The 23,900-nt window shown below is 48.2% G+C and carries 18 protein-coding genes; 6 read left to right on the plus strand and 12 right to left on the minus strand.

All coding sequences use genetic code 11. The features are described from left to right. Positions 1–41: 41 nt before the first annotated feature. Both AR383_RS10180 and AR383_RS10185 read right to left on the minus strand, forming a co-directional pair. The gene (locus AR383_RS10180) at positions 42–962 is read right to left on the minus strand and encodes a methyl-accepting chemotaxis protein (protein ID WP_055733027.1); all 921 of its coding nucleotides are present in this window, start codon (positions 960–962) and stop codon (positions 42–44) included. Beyond that, on the minus strand, positions 905–2,068 hold the full coding sequence (locus AR383_RS10185) for a hypothetical protein (RefSeq protein WP_055733028.1): 1,164 nt from the start codon (positions 2,066–2,068) through the stop codon (positions 905–907). The genes AR383_RS10180 and AR383_RS10185 overlap by 58 nt, the downstream gene beginning before the upstream one ends. A gap of 382 nt (positions 2,069–2,450) precedes the next feature. Here AR383_RS10185 and AR383_RS10190 point away from each other — a divergent pair, with 382 nt between their 5' ends. Both AR383_RS10190 and AR383_RS10195 read left to right on the plus strand, forming a co-directional pair. Continuing rightward, positions 2,451–3,611, plus strand: a complete 1,161-nt coding sequence (locus AR383_RS10190) for a GGDEF domain-containing protein (protein ID WP_055733029.1) — start codon at positions 2,451–2,453, stop codon at positions 3,609–3,611. Positions 3,612–3,730: 119 nt separating this feature from the next. Further along, the gene (locus AR383_RS10195) at positions 3,731–4,945 is read left to right on the plus strand and encodes a M24 family metallopeptidase (protein WP_055733030.1); all 1,215 of its coding nucleotides are present in this window, start codon (positions 3,731–3,733) and stop codon (positions 4,943–4,945) included. A gap of 28 nt (positions 4,946–4,973) precedes the next feature. On the opposite strand, the gene AR383_RS10200 is transcribed toward AR383_RS10195, so the two are convergent. Further along, positions 4,974–6,578 carry an HD-GYP domain-containing protein gene (locus AR383_RS10200; protein ID WP_055733031.1) on the minus strand — a complete coding sequence of 535 codons (1,605 nt, stop codon included), beginning with the start codon at positions 6,576–6,578 and terminating at the stop codon, positions 4,974–4,976. A 167-nt stretch (positions 6,579–6,745) separates the two neighbouring features. On the opposite strand from AR383_RS10200, the gene AR383_RS10205 reads away from it, so the two are divergent. Continuing rightward, positions 6,746–7,276 (plus strand): NUDIX hydrolase, encoded by a 531-nt coding sequence (locus AR383_RS10205; protein WP_055733032.1) that lies wholly within the window; start codon positions 6,746–6,748, stop codon positions 7,274–7,276. Between the two features lie 6 nt (positions 7,277–7,282). Here the strand turns inward: AR383_RS10205 and AR383_RS10210 are convergent, their stop codons facing one another. Further along, positions 7,283–7,723: a PACE efflux transporter gene (locus tag AR383_RS10210; protein WP_055733033.1), complete on the minus strand. Its 441-nt coding sequence runs from the start codon at positions 7,721–7,723 to the stop codon at positions 7,283–7,285. A gap of 97 nt (positions 7,724–7,820) precedes the next feature. Between AR383_RS10210 and AR383_RS10215 the strand changes: the two genes are divergently transcribed. Next, positions 7,821–8,249, plus strand: coding sequence for a helix-turn-helix domain-containing protein (locus AR383_RS10215; protein WP_055733034.1), 429 nt, complete (start codon positions 7,821–7,823; stop codon positions 8,247–8,249). Here AR383_RS10215 and recD read toward each other — a convergent pair. The 8 genes from recD to AR383_RS10255 all read right to left on the minus strand — a co-directional run bounded on the left by recD (position 8,246) and on the right by AR383_RS10255 (position 21,474). Then, entirely contained in the window at positions 8,246–10,306 is a 2,061-nt protein-coding gene (gene recD / locus AR383_RS10220) for an exodeoxyribonuclease V subunit alpha (RefSeq protein WP_055733035.1), read from the minus strand. The genes AR383_RS10215 and recD overlap by 4 nt on opposite strands. Further along, entirely contained in the window at positions 10,299–13,988 is a 3,690-nt protein-coding gene (gene recB, locus AR383_RS10225; protein ID WP_055733036.1) for an exodeoxyribonuclease V subunit beta, read from the minus strand. Before recB ends, recD begins: the two co-directional genes overlap by 8 nt. Continuing rightward, positions 13,981–17,325: an exodeoxyribonuclease V subunit gamma gene (gene recC / locus AR383_RS10230; RefSeq protein WP_055733037.1), complete on the minus strand. Its 3,345-nt coding sequence runs from the start codon at positions 17,323–17,325 to the stop codon at positions 13,981–13,983. The genes recB and recC overlap by 8 nt, the downstream gene beginning before the upstream one ends. A 117-nt stretch (positions 17,326–17,442) precedes the next feature. Continuing rightward, complete coding sequence (locus AR383_RS10235; RefSeq protein ID WP_055733038.1) at positions 17,443–17,841, minus strand: hypothetical protein; 399 nt, start codon at positions 17,839–17,841, stop codon at positions 17,443–17,445. A 437-nt stretch (positions 17,842–18,278) separates the two neighbouring features. Continuing rightward, a complete protein-coding gene (locus tag AR383_RS10240; RefSeq protein WP_055733039.1) occupies positions 18,279–19,793 on the minus strand; it encodes a YifB family Mg chelatase-like AAA ATPase in 1,515 nt (504 codons plus the stop codon). Positions 19,794–19,874: 81 nt separating this feature from the next. Beyond that, on the minus strand, positions 19,875–20,288 hold the full coding sequence (locus AR383_RS10245; RefSeq protein ID WP_055733040.1) for a CBS domain-containing protein: 414 nt from the start codon (positions 20,286–20,288) through the stop codon (positions 19,875–19,877). Between the two features lie 122 nt (positions 20,289–20,410). Further along, a complete protein-coding gene (locus AR383_RS10250; protein ID WP_055733041.1) occupies positions 20,411–20,977 on the minus strand; it encodes a maltose acetyltransferase domain-containing protein in 567 nt (188 codons plus the stop codon). A gap of 47 nt (positions 20,978–21,024) precedes the next feature. Further along, positions 21,025–21,474, minus strand: a complete 450-nt coding sequence (locus AR383_RS10255) for a DUF192 domain-containing protein (RefSeq protein ID WP_083481571.1) — start codon at positions 21,472–21,474, stop codon at positions 21,025–21,027. Between the two features lie 494 nt (positions 21,475–21,968). Between AR383_RS10255 and ilvG the strand changes: the two genes are divergently transcribed. Further along, positions 21,969–23,627: an acetolactate synthase 2 catalytic subunit gene (gene ilvG / locus AR383_RS10260; RefSeq protein WP_055733042.1), complete on the plus strand. Its 1,659-nt coding sequence runs from the start codon at positions 21,969–21,971 to the stop codon at positions 23,625–23,627. After that, entirely contained in the window at positions 23,627–23,899 is a 273-nt protein-coding gene (gene ilvM / locus AR383_RS10265; protein WP_055733043.1) for an acetolactate synthase 2 small subunit, read from the plus strand. The genes ilvG and ilvM overlap by 1 nt, the downstream gene beginning before the upstream one ends. The last annotated feature ends 1 nt before the right edge of the window (position 23,900 follow it).

Genomic DNA, 23,900 nt, shown 5'->3' on the forward strand with positions numbered 1-23,900 from the left:
CTAGTGAAACACCAACAAGAACAACATAAAGTCTAGCTAATTTACTTTAATATAAAGCGTTTTAACATAGCTTCGATATCAATTACCTGTTGCTGCAAGGCCTCGCTAGATTGCGCCACCCGCTCAATTTGCTCAAAGTTATCCTCTGCTACCTCGGCAATTACGTTTACGTTGCGGGTCACATCACTAGCGACATGATGTTGCTCTTGAGCGGCGACGCTGATCTGATCGGTCATTTCACGCATCTGCGTCATGTTGTTACGAATGGTTAAGATGGCCTCACGAGATTTCTCAGCCAACTCTTTTGATTGACTCATTTGTTGGCGACTTGCCGCCATGGCCTCAAACACTTGGCTAGATTCACGTTGTAAGGTAGTAATCATTTCTCTCACCGACTCCGTGCTCTTGGTTGTTTGACTGGCTAAGCTACGTACTTCATCGGCCACCACCGCAAAGCCTCGCCCTTGCTCGCCGGCCCGAGCCGCCTCAATAGCCGCATTTAGAGCCAATAAATTGGTTTTTTCGGCGATGCCATCAATTACCTCAATAATTGAACCAATTTGCTTGCTCGCCTCGGCCAACTTATCCACCTGGCCAGAGGTACTCTGCAGCGCATCATCCAAACTATCAATCATGTCGATATTTTGGTTCATCACCTGTTGGCCTTGATCAATATTATCTTCCACCGCTAACGAGAGTTCTCTGCTGCTTTCTGTATTTGCAGCGACCTCTTTAATGGCCGACTCCATTTCGGTAACAGCCGTAGCCACACTGCTTAACTCTGCTGTTTGTTTATCTAACTTACTTTTCACCACGCTAGACGCCTGGTTGTTACGCTCAGATACTTCACTCAAATGATGAGCCGCAGTCTGAATTTGGCTAAATACATCTCGAGCTTGTTCAATCATACGATTAATCGCCGCCACCAAAATCGCAAACTCACCCGAATACTTGCCTTGCATGGTTTTGCTATAATCCCCTCGGCCAGTTTCAGGATCTGCGACTGGGTATGCTCCAAAGGCTTACGAATTAAACTAGCCAACCAATAAGCCACCGCTATGGCAAATAGAATCACCAAAGGAACCACCACCACAGTGATGGAGCGAGCTTGAGATATTAGTGACTTACCTTGGGCACTCGCCTCTGCACTCTGGCTATTAGCCAACTGAACAATATCGGTCACAATCACGTCTAATCCCGCCAATTGCTGGTTAATTTGCGAGGTTTGTAAAAAGATGTTTTCAATAGTCTGTTGGCTAGCAATATAACGCGCCACAATGCCCGTTGGCTGATTAAGCTGGCGGTTAAATTCAGCTAACAGTTCTTGTATTTGCGGATCAGAGAGAGCTTCTACTTCATCTACTAAAGATGAAAAATCATCATTAAAAACACTATTGTTGTATTGAATTTTTTGTACTAAATCGGCGATTTTGTCCGGTTCGCGAGTATTCACCATATTAGACAGCAAAAACTCCATTAAACCAAAACGCTCCATGACCAAAGCCAAAATGTCTTCAATGTAAGAGTCTTCGGCAGCAGCCGACGCAACAACCTTGGTCACACTGCGCTTCATATCTGATAGTTGGAATAAAAACTGGCTTAAATCGTCTCTTACCTTTTGGTCCTGTTCTAAATAAAGGCTTTGCTGCTGAGCCAATTCGCGGCCCTGAGAGCTAAGGGTATTTTTGACTCGCTCAACGTCATCAAGCTGTGTTTTTAAACCTTGAATATCAAAGGCCTGAGCATGAGCTCCTAGCTCTCTTACTAAGCTGTCGAGTGAACTCAAAGCCTGTTCGGCTTGGCCATTTATGCGTTGCAACTCTTCTAGATTTGCCGCATTTTCCAAACCCAACAGTTGGATCCCCGCGCGTAAGGCTTGGCTGCCAATCTGGTTGGCCAAGAGCTGAGTTTTTGCACTATTCTCTGTTAGCGTATTAAAGCTGGAATTCACCGTTTGAGCGAGTAAAAAAGCGCCGCCTCCCCCTGCTGCAATCACTAAGGTTAAAATGGCAAAGCCAATATACAATCGGTGAACAACTGAAATATCATTAATTTTTTTCCCCAACATACCCGCTACCTTCACTATAACTCTCTAATTTACCTGTTTTTAAGCCTAGTCAGGTTTCCTTTAATTATCTTTTTTAAAGTCTTGAGAGTGCGAGTTCACGCACATCCTCACAAGGTCTTTTTAACGCTTAAAGCGAAGCAAAAACGGCTGGAGAAACAAGCTGGAAACCTAATGAAAACTTATATTATTTTTTTCTAAACTATTGTAGCAAACAACCCTGCTAGAGGCAGTGATTTCGGGGCTTAGTGGCACATTTTTATAGATTTATCACTGAGTAAAAACTCTAATTATCATGCTTAAACAAGGCTCCGTGGGGAGTTAAATGTTGTATCACCGCAATAGGCATCTACACTGTTGATATAAACCAAGGGAACGCAATTTGATGGTAGTTGATGAGCTAACCTACTTTGTCCTGACCGTGTTACTAACTGTGGTTTCTGCCGCAGTGCTCACCCTCATTCGCATTTTTCACGGTCAGCGCCCCTGTTTAGACTGTTGGATTGTTGCCTCTTACGCACAAATTGTGGCGTTATTAATTTTGTTACTTCAAGCCACACCTTCCAATAGCAGTTTATTTCTAATGAACAGCTTATTTTGGGCTTCCTTTATATTAATCGTGGTGGGCCATCACAACTATTTACAGCTTAAACTTAATCGACGCTTCATTAGCCTAGTGATAGTCAGTTATCTAATATTGAACCTATACTCAACTCTATTTATTAACGATACAGTTCAAAGAGTTAGTATATTTTCCGCAGCAATTGCACTGTGCTGTTTTTATTGTGCCGTATTGTATTTTCGCTACTTCCTCAATAACCACAAACCAGCGTTATGGTTGGTCATTGGTTTATATCTATTCTTGGGAATCTGCCTGCTATTACGCATCTACTTTGCTAGGCAGCAGCAAGATGAATCCCAGCAGCTATTGCTAGGCGCACCAGCACTTTTATCACTGGCTTTGTTTACCGCTAACGCCCTACAAAGTTATGTATTCTACTTCTTAATGCACTGGCGACAGATAATTCAACTAGAACAATTGGCCAATTACGATGTCACTGGCGCCATGAGACGCAACTACTTCATAAAGCTCCTCGACAAAATGACTCGTCGTGCGCAATTTCGCGGCGCAGAGGTCGCGCTAATCTTCATCGACTTAGATCGTTTTAAGCTAATCAACGATAACTATGGCCATCATAGTGGTGACTTAGCTTTACAGCACTTTGCTCAAATAGTGATGAACAACCTGCGTGTTGGTGATATCTTTGGCCGCTTTGGCGGCGAAGAATTTGTTATTGCACTAAACAATTCCAACACTCAACAAGCCTACGCGCTGGCCAACCGGATCCGCATTCAACTTCACCAACAAGCCTTAGTCACCAATAAAGGAAAAGTGTACCTGAGCGCGAGCTTTGGCTTAGCCAGCTACCAACATGAAGGTGACTGCACAGAGTTAATTAAACAAGCCGACTTAGCGATGTATCAGGCTAAATCTCAAGGCGGAAACAAAGTGATTATTTACACAGCAGAATTAAACCAACAATAGGCTCTAAAGCCGCCTAAACTGACAAAAATTTTTCCTTTACCTAATAGCGTTTTATTCTTAATCTTCATGTTCTTCTAGATAGTTACCCTATCCCCGTCGCTGAGAATAAAGGAATAAACATGACTATAGGTGTCGGTGGCAGCAACGCCAGTGAACAGCTCGCTCTACTCAGTAATATGTGTAGCGACATTGCCAATATCAGCCTAAGTGAATATCAGCAGCGCCAGCATGATGTTTGCCAAATGATGCAACAGCAAGGCATAGCCGCGCTCTACCTCAATGCTGGCACCAATCTCTATTACTTTACAGGCTTAAGCTGGAGCGCCAGCGAACGACTGGTGGGCGCCTTACTCTGTGCTGATGGACAATTACACTACCTAGCACCTTGCTTTGAACAAGATTCAATTAATGACTTCATGTTAATCGACGCCCCCTTTCATGGTTGGCACGAACACCAAAGCCCCTATCTCTTATTCAAGCAACTATGCCAACAATTAGACATTAACGGCACCATCGCCTTAGATGCCAGCGCCGCCTACTTCTTAGTGGATGGCTTAATTAAAGCCAACCCTGAACAACAGTTTATTAGCGCCGAGCCCTTAACCCAAGCGTGCAGAATGCAAAAATCGGCTAATGAAATAGCTCTAATGCAGCGAGCCAAAGACATGACCATGGCGGTACAAAAAGCGGCCGCGAAAATCCTACGACCGGGTATCACCACTACTGAAGTAACAGAGTTTATCAATCTGGCCCACCAAAAAGTAGGAGCCAGCGGCTCATCTTTTTGCATTGTGTTATTTGGCATTGCTAGCTCTTTTCCTCATGGCGTCAAAGAGGCGCAAACACTAAAAGCCAACGACTGGGTATTGATAGATACCGGCTGTCTGCTCCATGGCTATAACTCTGATATTACTCGTAGTTATGCTTTTGGTGAGCCAAGTGAGCAACAGCGCAGAGCTTGGTGCAGTGAACAAAAAGCCCAGCTGGCTGCATTTCGGGCTGCTCAAATCGGCCGTCCTTGCGCCGAAGTAGATAAGGCAGCACGCTTATCCTTAGCAGAAGATGGCTATGGGCCAGACTACCAACTACCCGGCCTGCCCCATCGCACCGGACACGGTTGTGGCTTAGATATTCACGAAGGGCCCTACTTAGTTGCCAGCGACCAAACGCCTCTGGCTGAAGGCATGGTATTTAGTAACGAGCCCATGCTGGTACTGCCTGGGCATTTTGGCGTACGCCTAGAAGATCATTTTTACATGAGCGCCAATGGCCCGGTTTGGTTCACCCAACCTAGCCCAAGTATCGACGACCCCTTTGGCTATCAACAAGCCTAAGCCTTGGCGAGCACGAGTTAAGCGAATGCTAGCTCGTGCTCTGGCTATAAGCGCGGCGCAACTCGGGCTCTAGCGCATTAAAAGCCTGCACTAAATTAGGGTCAAAAGCCTTGCCACTTTGCTCATTAATAATTGCGTAACAGGTATCAAAAGAAAGCTGGGGCGAATCAAATTGCTGCGCCATCAAACTCTCGAAGTGATGCACTAAACTGACAATTCTCGCCTCTATTGGAATCGCATTACCAGCCAAGCGTTTCGGATAACCTTCACCATCCCAACGCTCATGCTGAGCTACCACAATATTTTTAGCCACCGAGCCCAATTTAAAGTTACGTAATAATTGGTAACCATTAGTCATAGTGCGTTGCTCAGTAAGCTGTTGCTCGGCGACATTGCTCTCTTCTGTCTTGGAGGGAATACTGCAAAAATTGCCTATATCGTGCAGAAAAGCAAACTGATAAATGTCCTCTACTACCTGTTCGTCTAGCTCCATATGTTCGGCGAGCAAACGGGAGAAATAGGCTAAGCGTTTAAAGTGTTCATGGGACCAGTTCTGACCACTTTGGTGAAAGTTGTCCATCAATTGGCTCAAACTCTCCAGCAACTTATGGGTTTTGTGCTGCTGGCGCTGCAAATATAGTTTGCGGCTTATTCGAGCATGTAGCACACAGACTGAGCTGCTTAACAAAACGCTTAGCACCAACATGAGCCACCAAAGCTTGCTTTCTACTAATACCTTACTGGGCGATAAGTGTTGGGTTAAATAAGGTAAGTAGTCTTGTTTATAAGCCACCAACAAATGAGAGCCACTATGGACAGACAGCGCCGCGCTATCTAAATTAATTAACGCGGCTAAATGCTGATTAAAATACAAGCGTTGATGCGCTTGATGATGCAACTGCGACTCATCAAAGTAACTATCACAGGGGAGCTCTGCACAATAACGCCGAGCAGAATTAGGATGAAATAAGTACTGCTGCTTGGCGTCAACCACAAACAAGCGTAGTTCCTCAGGTAAACTGGCTGCTAAGTTTTCAAGCTCTTGCCGCATATCATAGTTAAACATCAGCGCCCCCAGCATTTGCTGGGTCTTAGGGTCGACAATTTGTTTGGCAATGCGTAATACCGGACGATGGGGTAGTTCGAGTACGCCGTAATCAACGTTAAGATCCACCTGAGAAAAATAGGTTTGACTTGGCGGCGCAGCAAATAACTCACTCACGTAATAACGATGTGCTTTATTTTGCAATTCGATACTATTTAAGCGAATTGGACGACCTCCGCGACTCACTAGCTTGAATAGCTCAAGGCCTTCACTATCAAGTAAACGGCTCTGCACAACGTTACTATCACTGAGCATTAACTTAGTCAGTAACTCCTCTAATTCCGTATAATCGCCACTCTCTAGACCCTGCCTTACCATTGATAAGCCAGCAAAATATTCTAGTTTACGTTGGTCTTCTTGCTCATTAACGGCCAGAGTCGCCGCCAGCGACGCAGCTTGCTGAGCGGCGTTAGAAGACAAATCATTAACCTGTTGATTTCGATAAGTAATTAGACCTAAACTGGTAAAACCCATCACCACTAAGATAAGGCCTAAACAAAACAGTAAATAATAAAATAAGCGAGACATCGACCCTGCTCCCTCCCACAGTCCTTGCCTGCAGCATACTTACAATATGTGTCAAGCTAAGCCGACTCGTCAATAATTGATTATTTTATTTATAATTTTTGCTGGGCTTGCTAAGTGTCAATCCTGAGTTACAGTAGCATTAGAATAAGCCACGCTAAGGAAGCTTAATGATGCAACGCTCTCTCTACCAATGGCATCGATTTGAACTGGTTGAAGAAACTCAAACCCTGCCAGATAATCGCCAGTTGCCAGTAACAACACTACTCCACCCAGGGGCTGTAATAATTTTAGCGCAAGATACTCAAGGCCGTATTATTGTTGAACGGCAATACCGCACGGCAATTAAAGACTGGCTACTAGAACTGCCCGCAGGCACCCTTGAAGCCGATGAACAATCCCCAGAGGGGATCTTGGCCTGCGCCAAACGCGAGTTGCAAGAAGAAGTCAATTTAGTCGCCGCAGAATGGCATAGCTTGGGTAAACTTTATCCAGCACCGGGCTTTTGTGATGAAATCCAATATTTGTTTGTCGCTAAACAATTAACGACCGAGCAGGGCCAAGCCGATGAAGATGAATTTATTGAGACGCTGTACATGAGCTGCCAGCAATTTGAACAAGCCATCGTTGAGGGAACAATCAACGATGGCAAATCCATTGCCTGTTATACCCGCGCCAAGTTACAAGGCCTACTGGATTAACTAACGCTAGGCCCGCTCGTTTAACGAGACTTGGCCCTGCTCCAAGGGAAATAACTTATCGTAGGCCACGTTATAAGCGTAAGCGAAAAACAGATAATAAATGATCATTGCAAGATCCATCACTAATGCATCAAGCAGCGTTAAATCTAACCACCATGCTAAGATTGGAATGGTCAGTACCAATAAGCCAGCCTCAAAACCCACAGCATGCAGTAGCCGCTGAACAAATGTTTTAGAGCTGTGGCCGTGGCGAGCAGCTAAGCAGCGATCAAACCAAGCGCTATAGAAATAATTCCACAGGGTTGCGAGCAACGAAAATAATAAGCCAATTGGCCCAGAATGGCTCGCCGACACTCCAAACAGCAAGCCCATCAAAGGCATTGCTCCTAATAAACCCACTAACTCAAAGCCAATGGCATGACGAATTCTATCACTGGTCTGACGCATAACATTTCCTCGCACTTAAAGATGTGGCTATATTACCGACAGACAATTCCTTATACTGGAACATATTAATCATAAAATTCCTAATTAAAGGAAATGCATGAATAACACCAAGCCTAATAATCTACCCGTAGGCAGTTTTGAATTCGCCGACATCAGTGAACGCGAGTACCGCAGCATGCAAATTGACAGAATAGAAGGCATCATGGCCTATTGCTCTCTCAATCGCCACCAATTGGCCAAGCTAAGCGGGATCTCTAAGACAGCCCTTTACAATAAACTCGACAGAGATGGCAACGCCGGTTTTAGCCAACTAGAACTATTTAGGATCGCCAAGGCGCTAGATTTAAGCGTGGTATATCTGCTGCCACTTAGCCAAACCGAACGCGACCGAGTAAAAGGCCCACCCGTGCCCGCCAGTAGCATCCGCTTTGTTGACGAGATGCTTGGGGCAGAAGCGGCTGATATCGAATTTTTACATGGCATTCATAAGCTATTTCAGCAATACATGAAACAGCGTAAAAGCTAAGGCTGTTGTAGGCTCTCCACCAAACCAGAGCGGCGCTGGGTTTTATTACGACAGGCCATGATAATACTGTCGGCATCGGCATAAAGGCTAAACGCCGATTTGGCTCGGGTAATAGCGGTATACAATAATTCACGGTTAACCAAACCTTGGGCTGTCGGCGGCAATAACATCGCCACCTGTTTAAACTCACTGCCCTGGCTCTTGTGCACCGTCATCGCATACACACTCTGGTGGGCTGGCAAGCGGCTGGGCAAGAGCCAACGCAGGCCATCGGCCGACTCAAATACCACCATCAGCTGACCTTGTTGATCAATGGCACAGATCCCAATATCACCGTTATATAACTGCTGCTCATGATCATTTTGTTCAATCATTACCGGCCGCCCAGCATACCAAAGGCTAGTATCTTGGGAAGGTCGATTAATCAGCCCTTGAGCATGTAAGAGCGCTTCAATACGCTGATTAAGCCCGCTTACCCCGAGCTCTCCTTGGCGCAACGCCAACAACAACTGAAAATTATGAAAGTGAGCAAAGACTTGCTCCATGGCTAAGCCTTGCTTAAGTGCCTCGAGGTAGGGTCGGTAGGCTTGCACCGCCTCGCTAATTAAATCTTGGTAAGATTGCTGATTGAGCGGCTGATGGCGAAGATCGCTGTATTCACCATCAAGTAGTTGTAAGGCTTGTTCGGAACGTCCCTGATTGACCGCCTGTGCCAATTGGCCAATACCCGAGTGCGCAGCAAAACGGTAGCTCTTGCGCAATAAACACAGCTTATCGGCAATCGCCAAGGGCTGGTCACTGGTATAGGCGGCTAAGGCAAAGCCACTGCTTCGCTGTAAATATTCCACCAGCTGGGCACTGTAGCCATGGTCGATAAAACGACATAAATCACCCAATACCGCGCCCGCCTCCACCGAAGCCAACTGGTCTTTATCGCCCAATAAAATTAGCCGCGCCTGTTTAGGCAGGGCCTGCAATAACTTAAACATGAGCGGCATGTCGATCATCGACGCCTCGTCTACCACCAACATATCTAGGTTGAGTGGATTGTCGGCATGGTGACGAAACTCGGCTCGCCCAGGGATCACGCCTAACAGTCGATGTATGGTAGAAGCCTGCTCTGGAATACTGGCGCGCGCCTGCTCACTACAATGTAGTTGCCCCTTAGCACCAATGATCGATTCACTTAAACGCGCCGCCGCCTTACCGGTGGGTGCCACCAAACGGATGGTCAGTAAGGGTTTACTCACTGCCAACTGTAATTCCTGAAGTAAAGCCAGTAAGCGAGTCACGGTGGTGGTTTTACCGGTACCGGGGCCACCACTAATCACTAAGCGTGGCTGATAACAGGCTTGAATCGCTGCCAACTGTTGCCAGTTAATTCGCAAACTCGGTGGCAAATCCGCCACCCAAGCAGCCAGGCTTTGCGGTTGGTCAATCTCTAACAAGTGTTGCAAGCTTTGCTCACTCAAGCTGTTGGCATCAACCACATCCAAATACTGCTGGGCATACTGGCCGATCTGAGCAGGAGCATAGCTTTGCTTTAGCGAAAGCAAACTCTGCCAGTCAGGTTTAAATAGCTGTTGAATATAGTGCGCCACCTGCTCCACGGGATAGGCTTCCAATGGCTGAGTTTGCGCAAAGTAATGGGCAATTTGGCGCTCATAAAACCAATATCGATGCAGGTATAAACGGCCATACTGTAATACCAAGGGTTTAGCACTCGCCTCCATAGGAGCTTGCGGCTCTGCATCTGCTTGTTGCACCTCGGCAAAGTGCTGCAACAGCGCTAACCAATAATCGGCCTGCTGATACTCCGCCCGTGGGCAGAGCGGCCACTGCTGACAGCGGCGTGCCAAACTTGGCATGTCGATACAGATATGACCGGCATTCAGCTCGGCGCTCAGCAAGGCCGCAGCAACCATTAAGGCTTCGGCCTGCTCGCTATCAGCAAAACTGGCGGCAAAGTGATAATCCAAGGCAGAAATTAAACCGCGCTGCTTAAGCTGCGCCAACCACGCCAAACTAGGGCTAGCCTTAGGCTTTAGGCTATTCATGCTCCCCCTCCTCAGCAGTATTTTCCAACAAGTGTTCAAACTCCGCCTGACCGGCAAACAGCCCATCCAGCGCCTCAATAAACTCGGCCTCGGGACGACTGAAATAAACCCCGAACGGGTTCTGCTGCTTTGGCGTTTGGGGGCCACTCATGCCGCGCAGAAACAGGTAATACACGCCACCAAAATGTTGCTCATAATCATAATTTGCCAAGCGTTGCCCCAACCAGCGGTGCAAGGCCAGGCTGTAGAGCTGGTATTGAAAATCATAACGGTGCGCTACCATCGCTTCGCGCATCGCCTCTTGCTGATAGTCTTCCACCTCGTCACCTAAATAATTCGACTTATAGTCCAGCACGTAATAGCGCCCTTGATGTTGGAATACCAAATCAATGAAACCCTTTAACATGCCCTTCACCATGGCAAAATCTAAGGCCCGAGCCTGTCGACTCAGCGGGTCATAATGGCGAATCAAGCGATTAAGCGGAGCGGCTTCCAGCTGGCTAATTGGCAGTAAAAACTCCATCTCTACCAAGCACTGCTGAGCGCTTAAGTGCTGCAAGCTATACTCGCTAACTCGCCCACCATCGCTCAGCGGGCAAGCACAAACTTGCTGAAACATCCGGGTTAAGGGCTGCAGCCACAGCAACTCTCCGGCCTCGTTTAACTGGGCATAACTGGAAGCCTGTAATAAGGGCGCTAAGCGCTGATGAATTTGCGACTCGCTGGCTTGAAAATCAATTTCTTCAAATAAGCGGTGTAAGAAGGTGCCCGCTTCCGCACCGCGTGGAAAATCAAAAATGCTCAGCGCTTGCGGCTCAAGCAGCGCCTCACTCGGCGCTTGGCCCACTTCGGCTTCATCCAGCCAGACCATGTCGCGACTGGCATCAAACCCTTGTTGGTGAGCTTGGTGACGACTCAAGGCCGAATAACTAGTTAACCACCAATTGCGTTGTAAAGAAGCCCCAAAACTCCGGGCTTTATACTCTTGCTGCTCTTGGCTGCCTGCTTGATAAGGGGCTAACGTTTGCTCGCTAAGCGCTCGCCAACTAATCGCCGGGTGCTCACTCAAGTCGTCTAAAATCTTGGCCAAGCCGCCAGCCGGTTGCGGCTGATTTTTTTGCAGCAGGTAACCTAAGGCGCTTTGGTGTACATCGGTATCGCCCTTTTTTGCATTGCCTTTTTTCAAATCGGCCACGCCGATATAACAACAATAAACTGCTCGAGTTAAGGCCACATACAGCAAACGTAAATCTTCGGCTAGCCGCTCTTGACGAGCCGCTTCCATGGCCGCCTCACTACCATCTAGGTCAAATACCAAACGTTCATCCTGATGATATAAGGCTTCGCTAGCTTCGCGATGCGCCACCATAAAAGGCAGCATCACTATCGGATATTCCAAGCCCTTACTCTTATGAATGGTAATAATTTGTACCAAGTTGGCATCACTTTCTAAACGCAACTGCTGCTCTTCGGCATTGCCGTCTGGCTCAAGTAGTTGCTCGGCTAACCAACGCATCAAAGCAGCTTCACCGTCTAGCTCGGCGCTTTGGTTTTGCAGTAATTCCGCGAGGTGCATCAGGTTGGTCAGTAAGCGCTCACCATAATTATCGGCTTGGCTTAGCCAGCGCTCGCTAATGCCACGCTGGCTCATCCACGCATAAAACATCGCCAATACACCTTGGCTACGCCACAACTTTTGATAGCCGCTGTATTCCATGGAATAACGCTGCCAACAGCGCTCATCAGTATTCAGCTGCTCTAACTCCGCTAAACTTAAACCCAATAACTTACAGGCTAGCGCCGCCCGCAGCTTACGGTCATTCTGCGGCTCCTGACAGGCCAATAACTGCAAGTAAAACTGATAGGCTTCGCCGCTGGCAAAGACGCTGTCACGATTAGATAAACTGACGCTAGCAATGTTTTGCTTGGCTAAGGCCGCGGCCACCTTATCCCCTTCGCGGCGGGTGCGCACCAATACCGCGATATCCCCCGCTTGCACCGGCTTGGCCTTATCCCCTAAAGTGGCCTCACCCCGCTCGCCTGCTTCCAGCAAGCGTTGGATCTGCTGAGCGCACTCGCCCGCTTGACCATTCAGGTAATCTTCTGAACGTACAAAGCCATCATCTTGCTGATAGATAAATTGCATGGCTGGCTGAACTTCACCGCGCAATTGTAAGCCTTTCATCTGCTGCTTGGCGGCGCTTACCGGAATAAACTGTATTGCTTGGTCGAAAATAAACGGCCGAGCATGCCACTGGAACAGATGATTACAGGCCGCCACCATGGCGCCACTAGAGCGCCAGTTTGTCGGCAAATTGTAGCGAGCACTCACTCGCTGGCGCGCCTGCATATAGGTAAAGATGTCGGCGCCACGAAAGCCGTAAATCGCCTGCTTAGGGTCACCAATCAGAAACAGCGCCGTATCGGGACGCTCTAAGTACAAGGTAGAAAATATTTGATATTGCTGAGGATCGGTATCTTGAAATTCATCGATCATCGCCACCGGATATAAATCGGTAATTTGCGCCGCTAAGTTTTCTCCCTGAGGCGCGGCCAAGGCTTGCGCCAAGCCGCTGAGCAAGTCATCAAAACTGAGTAGCTGTTGTTGCTGTTTTAATTGGGCGAAACGCTCTCGGATCTGCGGCAAGAGCTGAGCCAACAACAAGCTTTTAATGTTTTGCTGGCCGTCCAACAACTGCTCAATCGCGTCAAAAGCACCATGCTGCGGCGGCTGCGCCTTGGCTTTCACTCCTTGGGCCAAATTTTCTGGAGTAAATTTTTGCAGGGCCTCCAGCAAATCTTTGGCCAGATAATCGCTGTCGGTGGGGCTCTTGGCAAACTGATCGATTAAGCCTAACCATTTGGCCACCGAGGCCTTACGGAATTTATTACCATTTAAGGGGGCCTGAGCAATCAGCTCGGCAACTTCAGTAGAAGCTACGCGCCAGCATTGCTTAAACTCGTCAATGCGGGCGATTTGCTGAGCAAAAAAGCTTTCTAGATCGGTTTCGCTTGGCACGCCTTGTAAATCGAAATCACTTTGATTAAGCAAAGCACTCAGTTCTTGATGCAAGAGCTGAGGACTGGTCCAGCATTGCACTACGCGGCTAATCAAGGGCACCGACAAAGGATAAAAACGTTGCCGCCAGCAGTCTTGCACCGCCTGTAAGCGCAAATGGATTTCGTTGCTCAAAAACTCCATTTCAAAGGCTTGGCCGCTTTCAAAGGCGTGCTGTTTTAGCATGCGCTGGCAAAAACCATGAATGGTGAATACCGCCGCCTGATCCATGTTTTGCTCAGCTAGCAGCAAGCGCTGCGCAGCCAGTGAGTGATCGCTCACCTCAACAAGTAACTGAGCGATAAACTCATCGTCGCTTTGGCCGCGTAAAAAAGCCACCCGCGCCTGATGAATACGCTGACGAATGCGTCCGCGCAGCTCCTGCGTCGCCGCCTCGGTAAAGGTCACCACTAAGATTTGCTCTATGCTCAGAGGCTGCAACAGCCCAGCCACCGCAAAGCCCTGTTCAAACTGGCGCTGATGGCCAAGCAGTAAGCGTAATACCAAGGCGCTAATGGTATAGGTTTTGCCAGTGCCAGCGCTGGCCTCGATGAGTCTGGCACCATTAAGCGGAAACGCTAAGGGCTCCAGTTGCTCCACTTGGCTTTGAGTTAACTCAGTCATCACTATAGGCCTCCAAGTGTACCAACATTGGCTCTAGCAAGACCTTGGCGGCTTGCTCAAACTCCGGCCAAGTGTTTTCTAAATCACTAAGCTGAGCCTGAATATAGGGGTCATCACCTTCGGCTCGGGTAAAAGGCCCACCAGCAAACTGTAAGCGCGCGGCGCGGCGCGCCTTAGCTAGATTATCCTCGTCAAAGCTGATTTCACCGCTCTTTTTATCCTTGCATTGGCTAATCCATTGCCAAGCACTCTCTACCGGTAATAACAGCGGCTGTTGGGCCGCTTGTTGCATATACATCAACCAATCACTCAAGCAAGCTTGCGCATCTGTAGCGGCCATAGGTGGCCATTGCCAAGCCTCTTTCAGGCCCAATAAATAGGAGCGAGAGCTAGCCCCGGTGGCATGCAACATCAAGTGCCATAACCAACTGGCTAGCAAGTCTTGGCCACGCAAACGCCCCGGTCGATAACTGACTAAACCCGCTGCATAACGATGCTTAAGCCAAGCCGACAAACGGCAGTCTAAGCGTTGCTGCTCATGGACATACTGCAGCTGGCAGTTCAGCGCCTGCGCCTCCATCGCTCCGCTGGCCAACAGTGGCTGTAACTGCTGAGCTAAACCACTGAGTTCTTGCCACTGCTGCTCAAACCACACTTGGCCAAAGCCACCGTGGGGCAAGGCGCCCGCAGCATGTAAATGCTCAAACTGTTGCTGTTTATCGGCCTCCGCCAATTGCTGTTGCAGTAAATACTGCTTCATGGAATAGGCCGATAGCCCTTCTACTAAAAAGGGCTCGGTCTCTTCGAGTTGTTCACTCAAGCGCGGAAAGTTCACTTTAAGCCGCCGCTGATAGAAATACGCAATGGGCGAGCGGCTAAAGGCTAGTAATTCCTCCATGCTCAACTCAGTTAAATCACTTTGTTGCTCTAGGCTTTGCCGAACATCGGGCGCAAGCGCACTCTGCTGCTGCGCTAATACCGCAGGCAACCAGCGCTGAGCATAACTAAATAGCGCCTCATTAGACTGGTAATACAAGGGTGAGAAGGGCTGCAAGGGATGCTGATGACTTAAGTGGGCTAACAAACGCTGACCGGAGCTGTCCACATCAAGCGCCTCATCGCCAGCTAATACACAACTTTGCGCAATATAGTCACACAGTTCAGCCAATAATACCGAAGGCGTTTGCTCGCTATTATCCTTGGCGCTATGGGCAATATAAGACAGATACAGGCGTTGCTGCGCTGCCAATAAGGCTTCTAAAAACAAATAACGGTCATCATCACGGCGGCTTCTATCACCGCGTTTAGCCGGATTTTGCGCCATTAAATCAAAACCCATGCTAGGCACACTACGCGGATAGTCGCTGTCGTTCATGCCTAATAAACACACCACCTTAAAGGGAATGGCGCGCATCGGTAGCAGCGTACAAAAGTTAATTTGTCCGGCTAAGAAGCGTTGGCTGCCACGCTGGGCGTTGAGTTGCATGGAGCAATAATCAAGCACCAATTCGGGCTCTATATCATCAACAAAACCGCTGTTACTTGACTGCTCCTGCAGCTCTTCAAACAGCGTTAACAAGCGCAGGTATTCGGCTTCATCCTCACTGGAAAACTGATACATGTTGTCCAATAGGCTCTGCAGGTTCAAGCGCCATTGTGCAGCACTAGCAGGCTGCAAAATATCTTGCTCTAGCTGTAACAATTGCTCGATAAAATCCGCCAGCTTACCCACCGCCAAGGCCATTTGCCCCTGCACTTCATCATAAGCCAGCACGCCTTGATACAAACCCTGCTGGCTAGACATGGCGTAACCCAGCAACATTCGTTTTAAGCCAAATAACCAAGAGTGCGTTTCTTCATCGGGAGCTAGCCAGCGACTGCGATCTGCCCCATCTAAGCCCCAACGCACACCCGCTTCTTTAACCCATTGGCGTAATACTTTCAGCTCAGCATCACTTAGCTCAAAGCGGCGCATAATCGCCGGCACCTCTAACAGGGCTAAAATTTCTGCCGCCGATTTACGTTTTTGCGGCAAGGCCAAAAGCTCGAGAAAACTCAACAGTACCGGATTCTCTTGAGTCACCGAGCGATCGGAAATGGCAAAGGGCAAGTAGGTTTCTGCGCTAGCACTGCCAAACACCGCCTGAATCATCGGCCCATAACGGTTCACATCCGGCACCATTACAATCACATCACGCGGACTCAAGCTGCTGTCTTGCTCAAACATCGCCAACAGTTGGTCGTGCAATACTTCTAATTCTCGCCGTGGGCTATGGCACAAGTGCAGCTGCACACTTTGATCGGCTGCTGAGATCACCCGCTTGTGCTCGCTGGAATCGTAACGCTGGTAATCAACCGGGTCGCGCAGCTCTAAGATGTCATCTTGAATCAAGCCCAACAGCCTTGAAGGCTTATCATCGGCATCGCAATTGGAAACAAAAACGTCGGTTTCTTGCTTATTCAGCGGCTGCAGCATTTCAATATAATCACGGCCCAGTTTACCCATGGAGGCTAACAGCGGGTTGCCTACTTGGTGTAATTCTGCCTGCTGGCTAAGCAAGGTGGTCACATCACGCAGGTCGCCCCAGTAATACTTGGAGGGATTGGTTAAGAATAAATGCACATCGCAATGTTTAGCCATGGCATCCAAGGCTTGCAGATAGGCCGGAGGTAGCGCCGAAATGCCAAACACAAAAATGTTTTCGGGCAGCCCTTCCGGTGCTTGCTTAGCTAGTGCCAATTGTTCAATAAAGTCGATGTATAAATTGCCACGGTGGTAGGCCGAGTCCATGGTGCTAACCGTATCATCAACCAAATCGCGCCATAATATGGGTTGCCAAGGCTGGCTAGCACTCACCTCGCTAAGGTCATCACCAGCTTCCCAAGCGCTGGTCCACTCGCTGCGATATACTAAATATTGGTCATAAATATCGGCAATTTTTTGCGCCAACTGCCAGAGCTTACGGCTTTCAATTGCTTGCTGCTCACCCTGTAAATAATCTTGTAAACCTTTAAATTCTGCTTGCAGCAGACGCTGCGGTAATAAGCGCATTAAACGCCAAGTCATCGCTTGTTTATTAAAGGGGCTTTGCTCGGGCACATCCTGTAGCACCAAGTGAAACATTTGCCAGATGAAACTGGCAGGCAATGGGAAACTGACATTAGCCACAATGCCCTGCTGTTCGGCAAGTTGCAGTTTTAGCCACTGGGCCATGCCGGGGCTTTGTACCAGAACCTGTTGTTCAACGAAGGGATCGGCGGGAGCTTGTAAAGCCATAACCCGACTCAGCAAGACTTGCAGGGTATCGAGATGGTTACTTTGATATAAATATAACAAGAAGGCTGTTCCTTACACCTGAGCAGCCTAGTATTGTGCCAGAAAAAACCGCTTTAAAAAGTGCTGCTTATGGGTTTTAAGCAAGCCTTACCGATTTCTTCTGGCCAAGATGAGCGTTTATTGGAAAATAATTCGACGCAGCGCCGAGTAATCAAAACTGGTGTAACCACCATAGCCATTGCGCGCCACAAACATGCCTGCCCCCTCTTCTCGACTTGGCAGCTTAAACTTGGCTCCACTGTGGGTCACCGCAACGTATTCAGTAGAAACATAATAATATTTATTGTCGGCTTGAATAAAAGCCAGCTCGCTCAGCGGCATAAACAAAGGTTTGCCTTCGCTATCGAGGGCCACAATGCGTTCTTGTAGGCTACCATCGGAATTTTGAATTTGCAGATCGCTTAATTGCATCCATTGCGACTCAGTCCCTGATTGGAACCAAATTCTTACATCCTTAGCGCTAGCATTGCTGGCAGCTAATAATAAAGAAATGCCTATCATCATCCATTTCATCATCGTTCTTTCCTTCCTGTTTTGGTTAACCCAATCCCTTACAGAAATGGGCTAACGTCACTCTTTAAGTAGCAGCGTCATAGAGCATTTACACTAGCGTTTTTGTTAGCGAACCCCCTGACAGCCATGTCTCTGGCCTTACTGCTTAATTGTTATTGTTATCGCTCTAGCGAGCATTAATTTGCGCCGTACCTAAATTTGTCTAATTAGCATACCGTTTTTAGGGCTTGCATTGTATTGCAAAAACAGCAGCTTATGAAAACGTTATCGTTGTAAATATTGTATGTATCTGTCAATAAATTGAACATGACTAGCTATACAATTATTGCGCCATCTTGTTGTACTTGATTGTTTACAATAAAACTTAGCGTTTCAAGCTCGGTTCTCAGCCTTTTTGTCCTGTAATAAAACGCTAAAAGTCAAACAGGAGAGCACAGAAACTAATGGCTAATTCGCTTCATTAGACGGTCCATTGCTCGGTAACTCAAAGCCTCCACTAACTCGGCGCGCTGTATATGAGAAAGCTGTTTTAAATCGGCAATGGTTCTGGCTAAGCGCCAGACTCGATGATAGGCCCGCGCAGACAGGCCCAAGTGATGAATAGAGTTTTCCAGAAACTCACTGTCCGCCGCGCTGAGTGGCGCAAACTGATGTAGCTCCTTACCGCTTAGTTGGCTATTCAGCTTGCCGCTGCGCTGCACTTGCAACTGACGCGCCGCCGTCACACGCTGGCGGATCAACTGGCTCGACTCACCCTGACTATGTTGGCTTAAACTGCCCTTGGGTAATTCGGCAACCTCCACACTAAGGTCGAAGCGATCTAAGAAGGGGCCTGACAATTTCCCCAGATATTTTAAAATTTGGTCTGGATTACTGCGTAACTGCGAGCCTTGATAATAACCACAAGGAGAAGGATTCATCGCCGCCACCAACTGGAATCGAGCCGGGAATTTAAGCTGCATCGCCGCCCGCGAAATATGTACCTCGCCCGACTCTAAGGGCTGGCGCAAGGCATCTAAGCTAGTACGCGCAAATTCGGGAAGCTCATCTAGAAACAACACCCCATGATGAGCCAAACTGATCTCTCCCGGCTTGGGCGAAGAGCCGCCTCCCACCAAGGCCACCATGGATGCACTATGGTGAGGGCTACGAAACGGCGGAACATGCCATTGTGCAAGCTCTCGCTGTTGGCTGCTCACCGAATTAATCGCCGCCACCTCAATCGCCTGTTGTTCATTTAAGGCCGGTAAAATGCCCGGCAAGCGGCTCGCTAACATGGTTTTTCCGGTGCCAGGAGGCCCCAGCATCAATAAATTATGCGCCCCTGCTGCGGCTAACTCTAAAGCCCGCTTAGCGAGATGCTGGCCCTGTACATCGGCCATGTCCAACAATGCCTCCGGCTGCTGATAATCAAAGGCTTCAGGCTCAAGCAGTTCAAACTGAGTTTGACCATTTAAACTAGCGGTTAACTGCTGCAGGCTGGCACAGGCGTGTACTTTAACGTCAGGAACTCGCACTGCCGCTTGGGCGTCTTGCTCGCTGGTGACCAAGGTGAAACCGAGGCGACTGATAGAAAGCGCGGTAGCAATAGCACCACTTACCGGGCGTAGTGCCCCCGATAGGGCTAGCTCCCCGCAAAATGCGGTTTCCGCTAAACAAGCCAGCGGTAGGTCGCCGGCTGCCGCTAAAATTCCCACCGCAATCGGCAAGTCAAAGCGGCCGCCACTTTTGGGTAGATCGGCGGGAGCAAGATTAACGGTAATACGCTTGGCGGGGAAAGAAAAACCACTATTAATAATGGCGCTACGTACCCGGTCTTTGGCTTCTTTGACCGAGGTTTCAGGCAGGCCAACAATATTAAAAGCGGGCAAACCGTTGGCAAGGTGCACTTCTACTGTCACCCCCAAGGCTTCCATGCCCACTAGGGTACAGGTATTGACAATGGCTAAACCCATAAGCGCCTCAATAGTTAATAACACTTCTGATAATAGTCAATTATTTGACAAAAGCATCACTAAATATCTCAGCAGCTTGATTTACTTCAAGTTAAAACACTGTTGTTGCTGTTGATAGAGGGCCGCTAATACCGATTTACGTTCGATTAGCCCCACTAATTTACCGTTTTCTACCACTGGGTAGCTTTTCGGTTTGTTATCCGACATTTTCTTTGCCAAGTCGAACACGTTTTCATCGGGTCCTACGGTTAGCACCTGTTGGCGCATTAGATCTTTTACCAAGGCGCTTTGATCACAGTAATAACCTGACTGCAGAAGCTGACTAACACAATCCAACTCCGACAACCAACCTATCAACTTCCCCTGGGCGTCTACCACGGGAGCACCCAATTGATGCGACTGGCTTAGTGCCACACTGGCTTCGTTGATGCTCTGTTGCTCGGTTAGTTTTAAAAACTGCTTACTCATATAATGACGAACATTGAGTTGCTGCATACGGCCTCCTTCAAGCACGGTTTAGCTTACCGTTTCAGACTACGCTCACCAGCGAGGATGTAAAAGCGCTTATATCTATTGGATTGATAGGCGCGGTTCAGCCCCAATTTACAGAGACTTGACTAAGCACTTTCCTCGTCTTCTGGCACATCGCGCACATACTGGGCGGGGACGCCCGCCACTACCGTATTAGCTGCTACATCCTTTACTACTACCGCTCCGGCCGCTACTACCGCATTATCGCCAATGGTCACGCCGGGTAAAATTTTCGCCCCCATACCAATCCACACTCGGTCGCCAATGCTAACTGGCAAGGCGCGTTCTAAGCCATCGGTACGCTGCTTGGCGTTTAAGGGATGGGTGGCAGTGGAGATATGTACCGCTGGGGCGAACATTACATCATCACCAATGGTCACTGGTGCGCCGTCTAAAATCACACAACCGTGATTAGCATAGAAGTTTTTACCAGTGGTAATGTTGTAGCCGTAATCGCAGAAGAAACTCGGTTCTATCCAAGGATCTAAGCTGTTGGGCAATAACTCGGCCAGCACCTCGGCGCGGAGATCTTCTTCAGGATGCAGCAGGTTTAATTCATAACATAATGATTTGGCTTGATTTCGCTCTTCAACTAACTCACCGTCAAAGGCTAGATACAAATCTCCAGCTAACATTTTTTCTTTCTCGGTCATGGTGGCCTCTCTGGGTATATGACTCAAATTTTGGTACTAGCCTAAAGCTATTCTAGCGGCTTTAGTCGAATACTATCTCCAACCTTGATAGCATTTCTGGCAAACCATCCGGCGTGCATCTCCCAGGCATACATGGTTTTTCGCTGAGCTCGTACGCTAGTCTCATCATGGGCCTGCATACTGCGGATCTCGCGAATCACCCCACTGGGGCTAATAAAGGCGATATCTAAATCTATGGGAGTGTTTTTCATCCACATGCTGACTTTGCTGGCAAAAGAAAATCTAAAAAGCATGCCGCAGTTTTCACACAATTGCTCACGATACATAAGGCCTCTACTACGTTGCTTACTGGTATGCGCATACTCCACTACATAGCGCTGCTGGTTAACTTCCACCGCTACCTTAGAAAAGTTCACCGCCGCGCTTAAGGTCAGCGGCGTTAACAACAGCAAAACAGCCAGCGAAACTGGCCACAAAGATAGCTTAAGCCTTAACATTATGGTCCTTCTTTAAGCCCGATATAGGCATTGACACAGCCTAACAAAAAAACCGATACGACCCACGACAACAGCATCAAAATTGCGATAAAGCAAAAATAAAAGAAAAAATGTGCCTTTTTACTAATAAATAAAATTCTGTAAATGCAGTAGATATCACCAAATAACCATCGCTCACAGCACACAACTCCAAGCAAAACACAAAAATCAACACCAAAAACCAAGAACTGTACAAATAACAAACAAAAAGCAGAGCTTTTACAAGGTTTTAATGACTTGAATCACATTTTCTACTGTGATACTTGTTAGCCATTGCTTTAGGAAAGAATTAATTATGTCTGTTTCAGTTGCTCTACTTATTAGCGTCGTCCTTGTGGTGATTATCGTATCACCTCGCGGGGATGGCTTGTTGTAACTGAAACCAGCAAACAACAAAAAAGCCCCCGCGCTGCAAAGCTCGGGGGCTTTTTGTTAACGGCAGAAAGGAACTAACGATGAATGGTGCTCAACAAATTGTCGCGACACTCAAACAACAGGGCGTAGAACAAGTTTTTGGTTACCCCGGCGGTGCAATTATGCCGCTCTACGATGCGCTCTATGATGGTGGTGTGAAACACATGCTAACTCGCCATGAACAAGGTGCTGCTATGGCTGCCGTAGGTTATGCTCGCGCTGGCGCCAATCAAGGGATTAAGGTGGGTGTTTGTATCGCCACTTCAGGCCCAGGTGCCACCAACCTCGTCACTGGTTTAGCCGAAGCCCAACTCGACTCGATTCCCCTCATCGCCATCACCGGCCAAGTTGCTCAATCGGTTATCGGCACCGATGCCTTTCAAGAAGTCGACGTATTAGGCATGTCTCTATCGGTGACCAAACACAGCTTCATGGTCACCGATGTAAAAGAGCTAAAACGCACCATCGAGCAGGCTTTTGAGATTGCTACCTCTGGCCGTCCTGGCCCAGTGTTGATTGATGTTCCTAAAGATGTGCAACTGGCGGAAATAAGCGAAAACCTCACTTATGTTCCCAACCTTAAAGCGGCAAATACCCCCGACCCCGTTTTAATTGCCGAAGCCAAACAACTGATCGCCAGTTCCACACAACCCACTGTTTATGTGGGCGGGGGCGTCGGCATGGCCAATGCGGTTGAAGAATTACGCGAGTTTTTAGAGTGCAGCCAAATTCCAAGTGTTTGCACCCTAAAGGGAATAGGTGCCATCACCGAGCAACAGCCCTATTACTTGGGCATGCTAGGCATGCACGGCACCAAAGCCGCCAACTTAAGCATTCAGGAAACCGATTTACTGATCGTAGTAGGCGCTCGCTTCGATGACCGCGTCACCGGTAAGCTAGAAGCCTTTGCCCCCAATGCCAAGGTCATTCACCTAGACGCCGACGCCAGTGAGTTTGGCAAACGTCGCGCGCCCGATGTCGCCATCGACAGCGACTTAAAACAAGTCTTGCCACTGCTTAAATGCAGCACCGACATCGCCCCATGGCAAGCCGCGGTTGCCCAGCGCAAGCAAGACTTCGCTTGGCGCTACGACCATCCCGGCGAGCATATTTTTGCGCCGGCCATGCTCAACCAGCTTAGCCAAATGATCGACAGTGATACCGTGATTGCCTGTGATGTAGGCCAACATCAAATGTGGGTAGCCCAACATATGCAGTTTGATGGGCCACATAACCATTTATCTAGTGCCGGCTTAGGTACCATGGGCTTTGGCCTTCCCGCGGCGATTGGCGCACAGTTTGCTCGCCCCAACGATACCGTAATCGCGGTATCGGGTGACGGCTCTTTCATGATGAATGTGCAAGAGCTTACCACCATTAAACGAGCTAAATTGCCAGTTAAAATCTTACTGGTAGATAACAACCGACTCGGCATGGTGAGACAATGGCAAAATCTCTTCTTCGATGGGCGTTTTAGCGAAACCATCCTCGACGATAATCCAGATTTTGTCACCATGGCTTCTGCCTTTGATATTCCCGGCGAAACCATTAGTAATAAAATAGATGTTCACGCTGCCCTGCAACGGATGCTCGACAGCGATGGCCCCTACCTACTGCATGTACTAATTGATGCTGAAGAAAACGTGTGGCCACTTGTGCCACCGGGTGTGGCCAATGACAAAATGATGGAGGACTGCTAATGCAACATTCAATGACCCTAACTACACGTAATCAGGCCGATGTATTAGAACGTGTATTACGAGTGACACGTCACCGTGGTTTTTTAGTACAATCTATGCAAATTGAGCAGTTCGGCAGTCCCGAGTTTAAGGGCTATACCATTGAGCTTAAGGTGCAAAGCCAGCGTCCCATTGCCCATCTCACCAGCCAATTGGTGAAACTGTTCGATGTTGAGCAAGTCAGTTTAAAACAATTACAAGCAGTGGCGACCCCCGACGTTGCCCTTGCCTAAA

This window comes from Agarivorans gilvus (assembly GCF_001420915.1).
In the GTDB taxonomy this organism is placed as follows: domain Bacteria; phylum Pseudomonadota; class Gammaproteobacteria; order Enterobacterales; family Celerinatantimonadaceae; genus Agarivorans; species Agarivorans gilvus.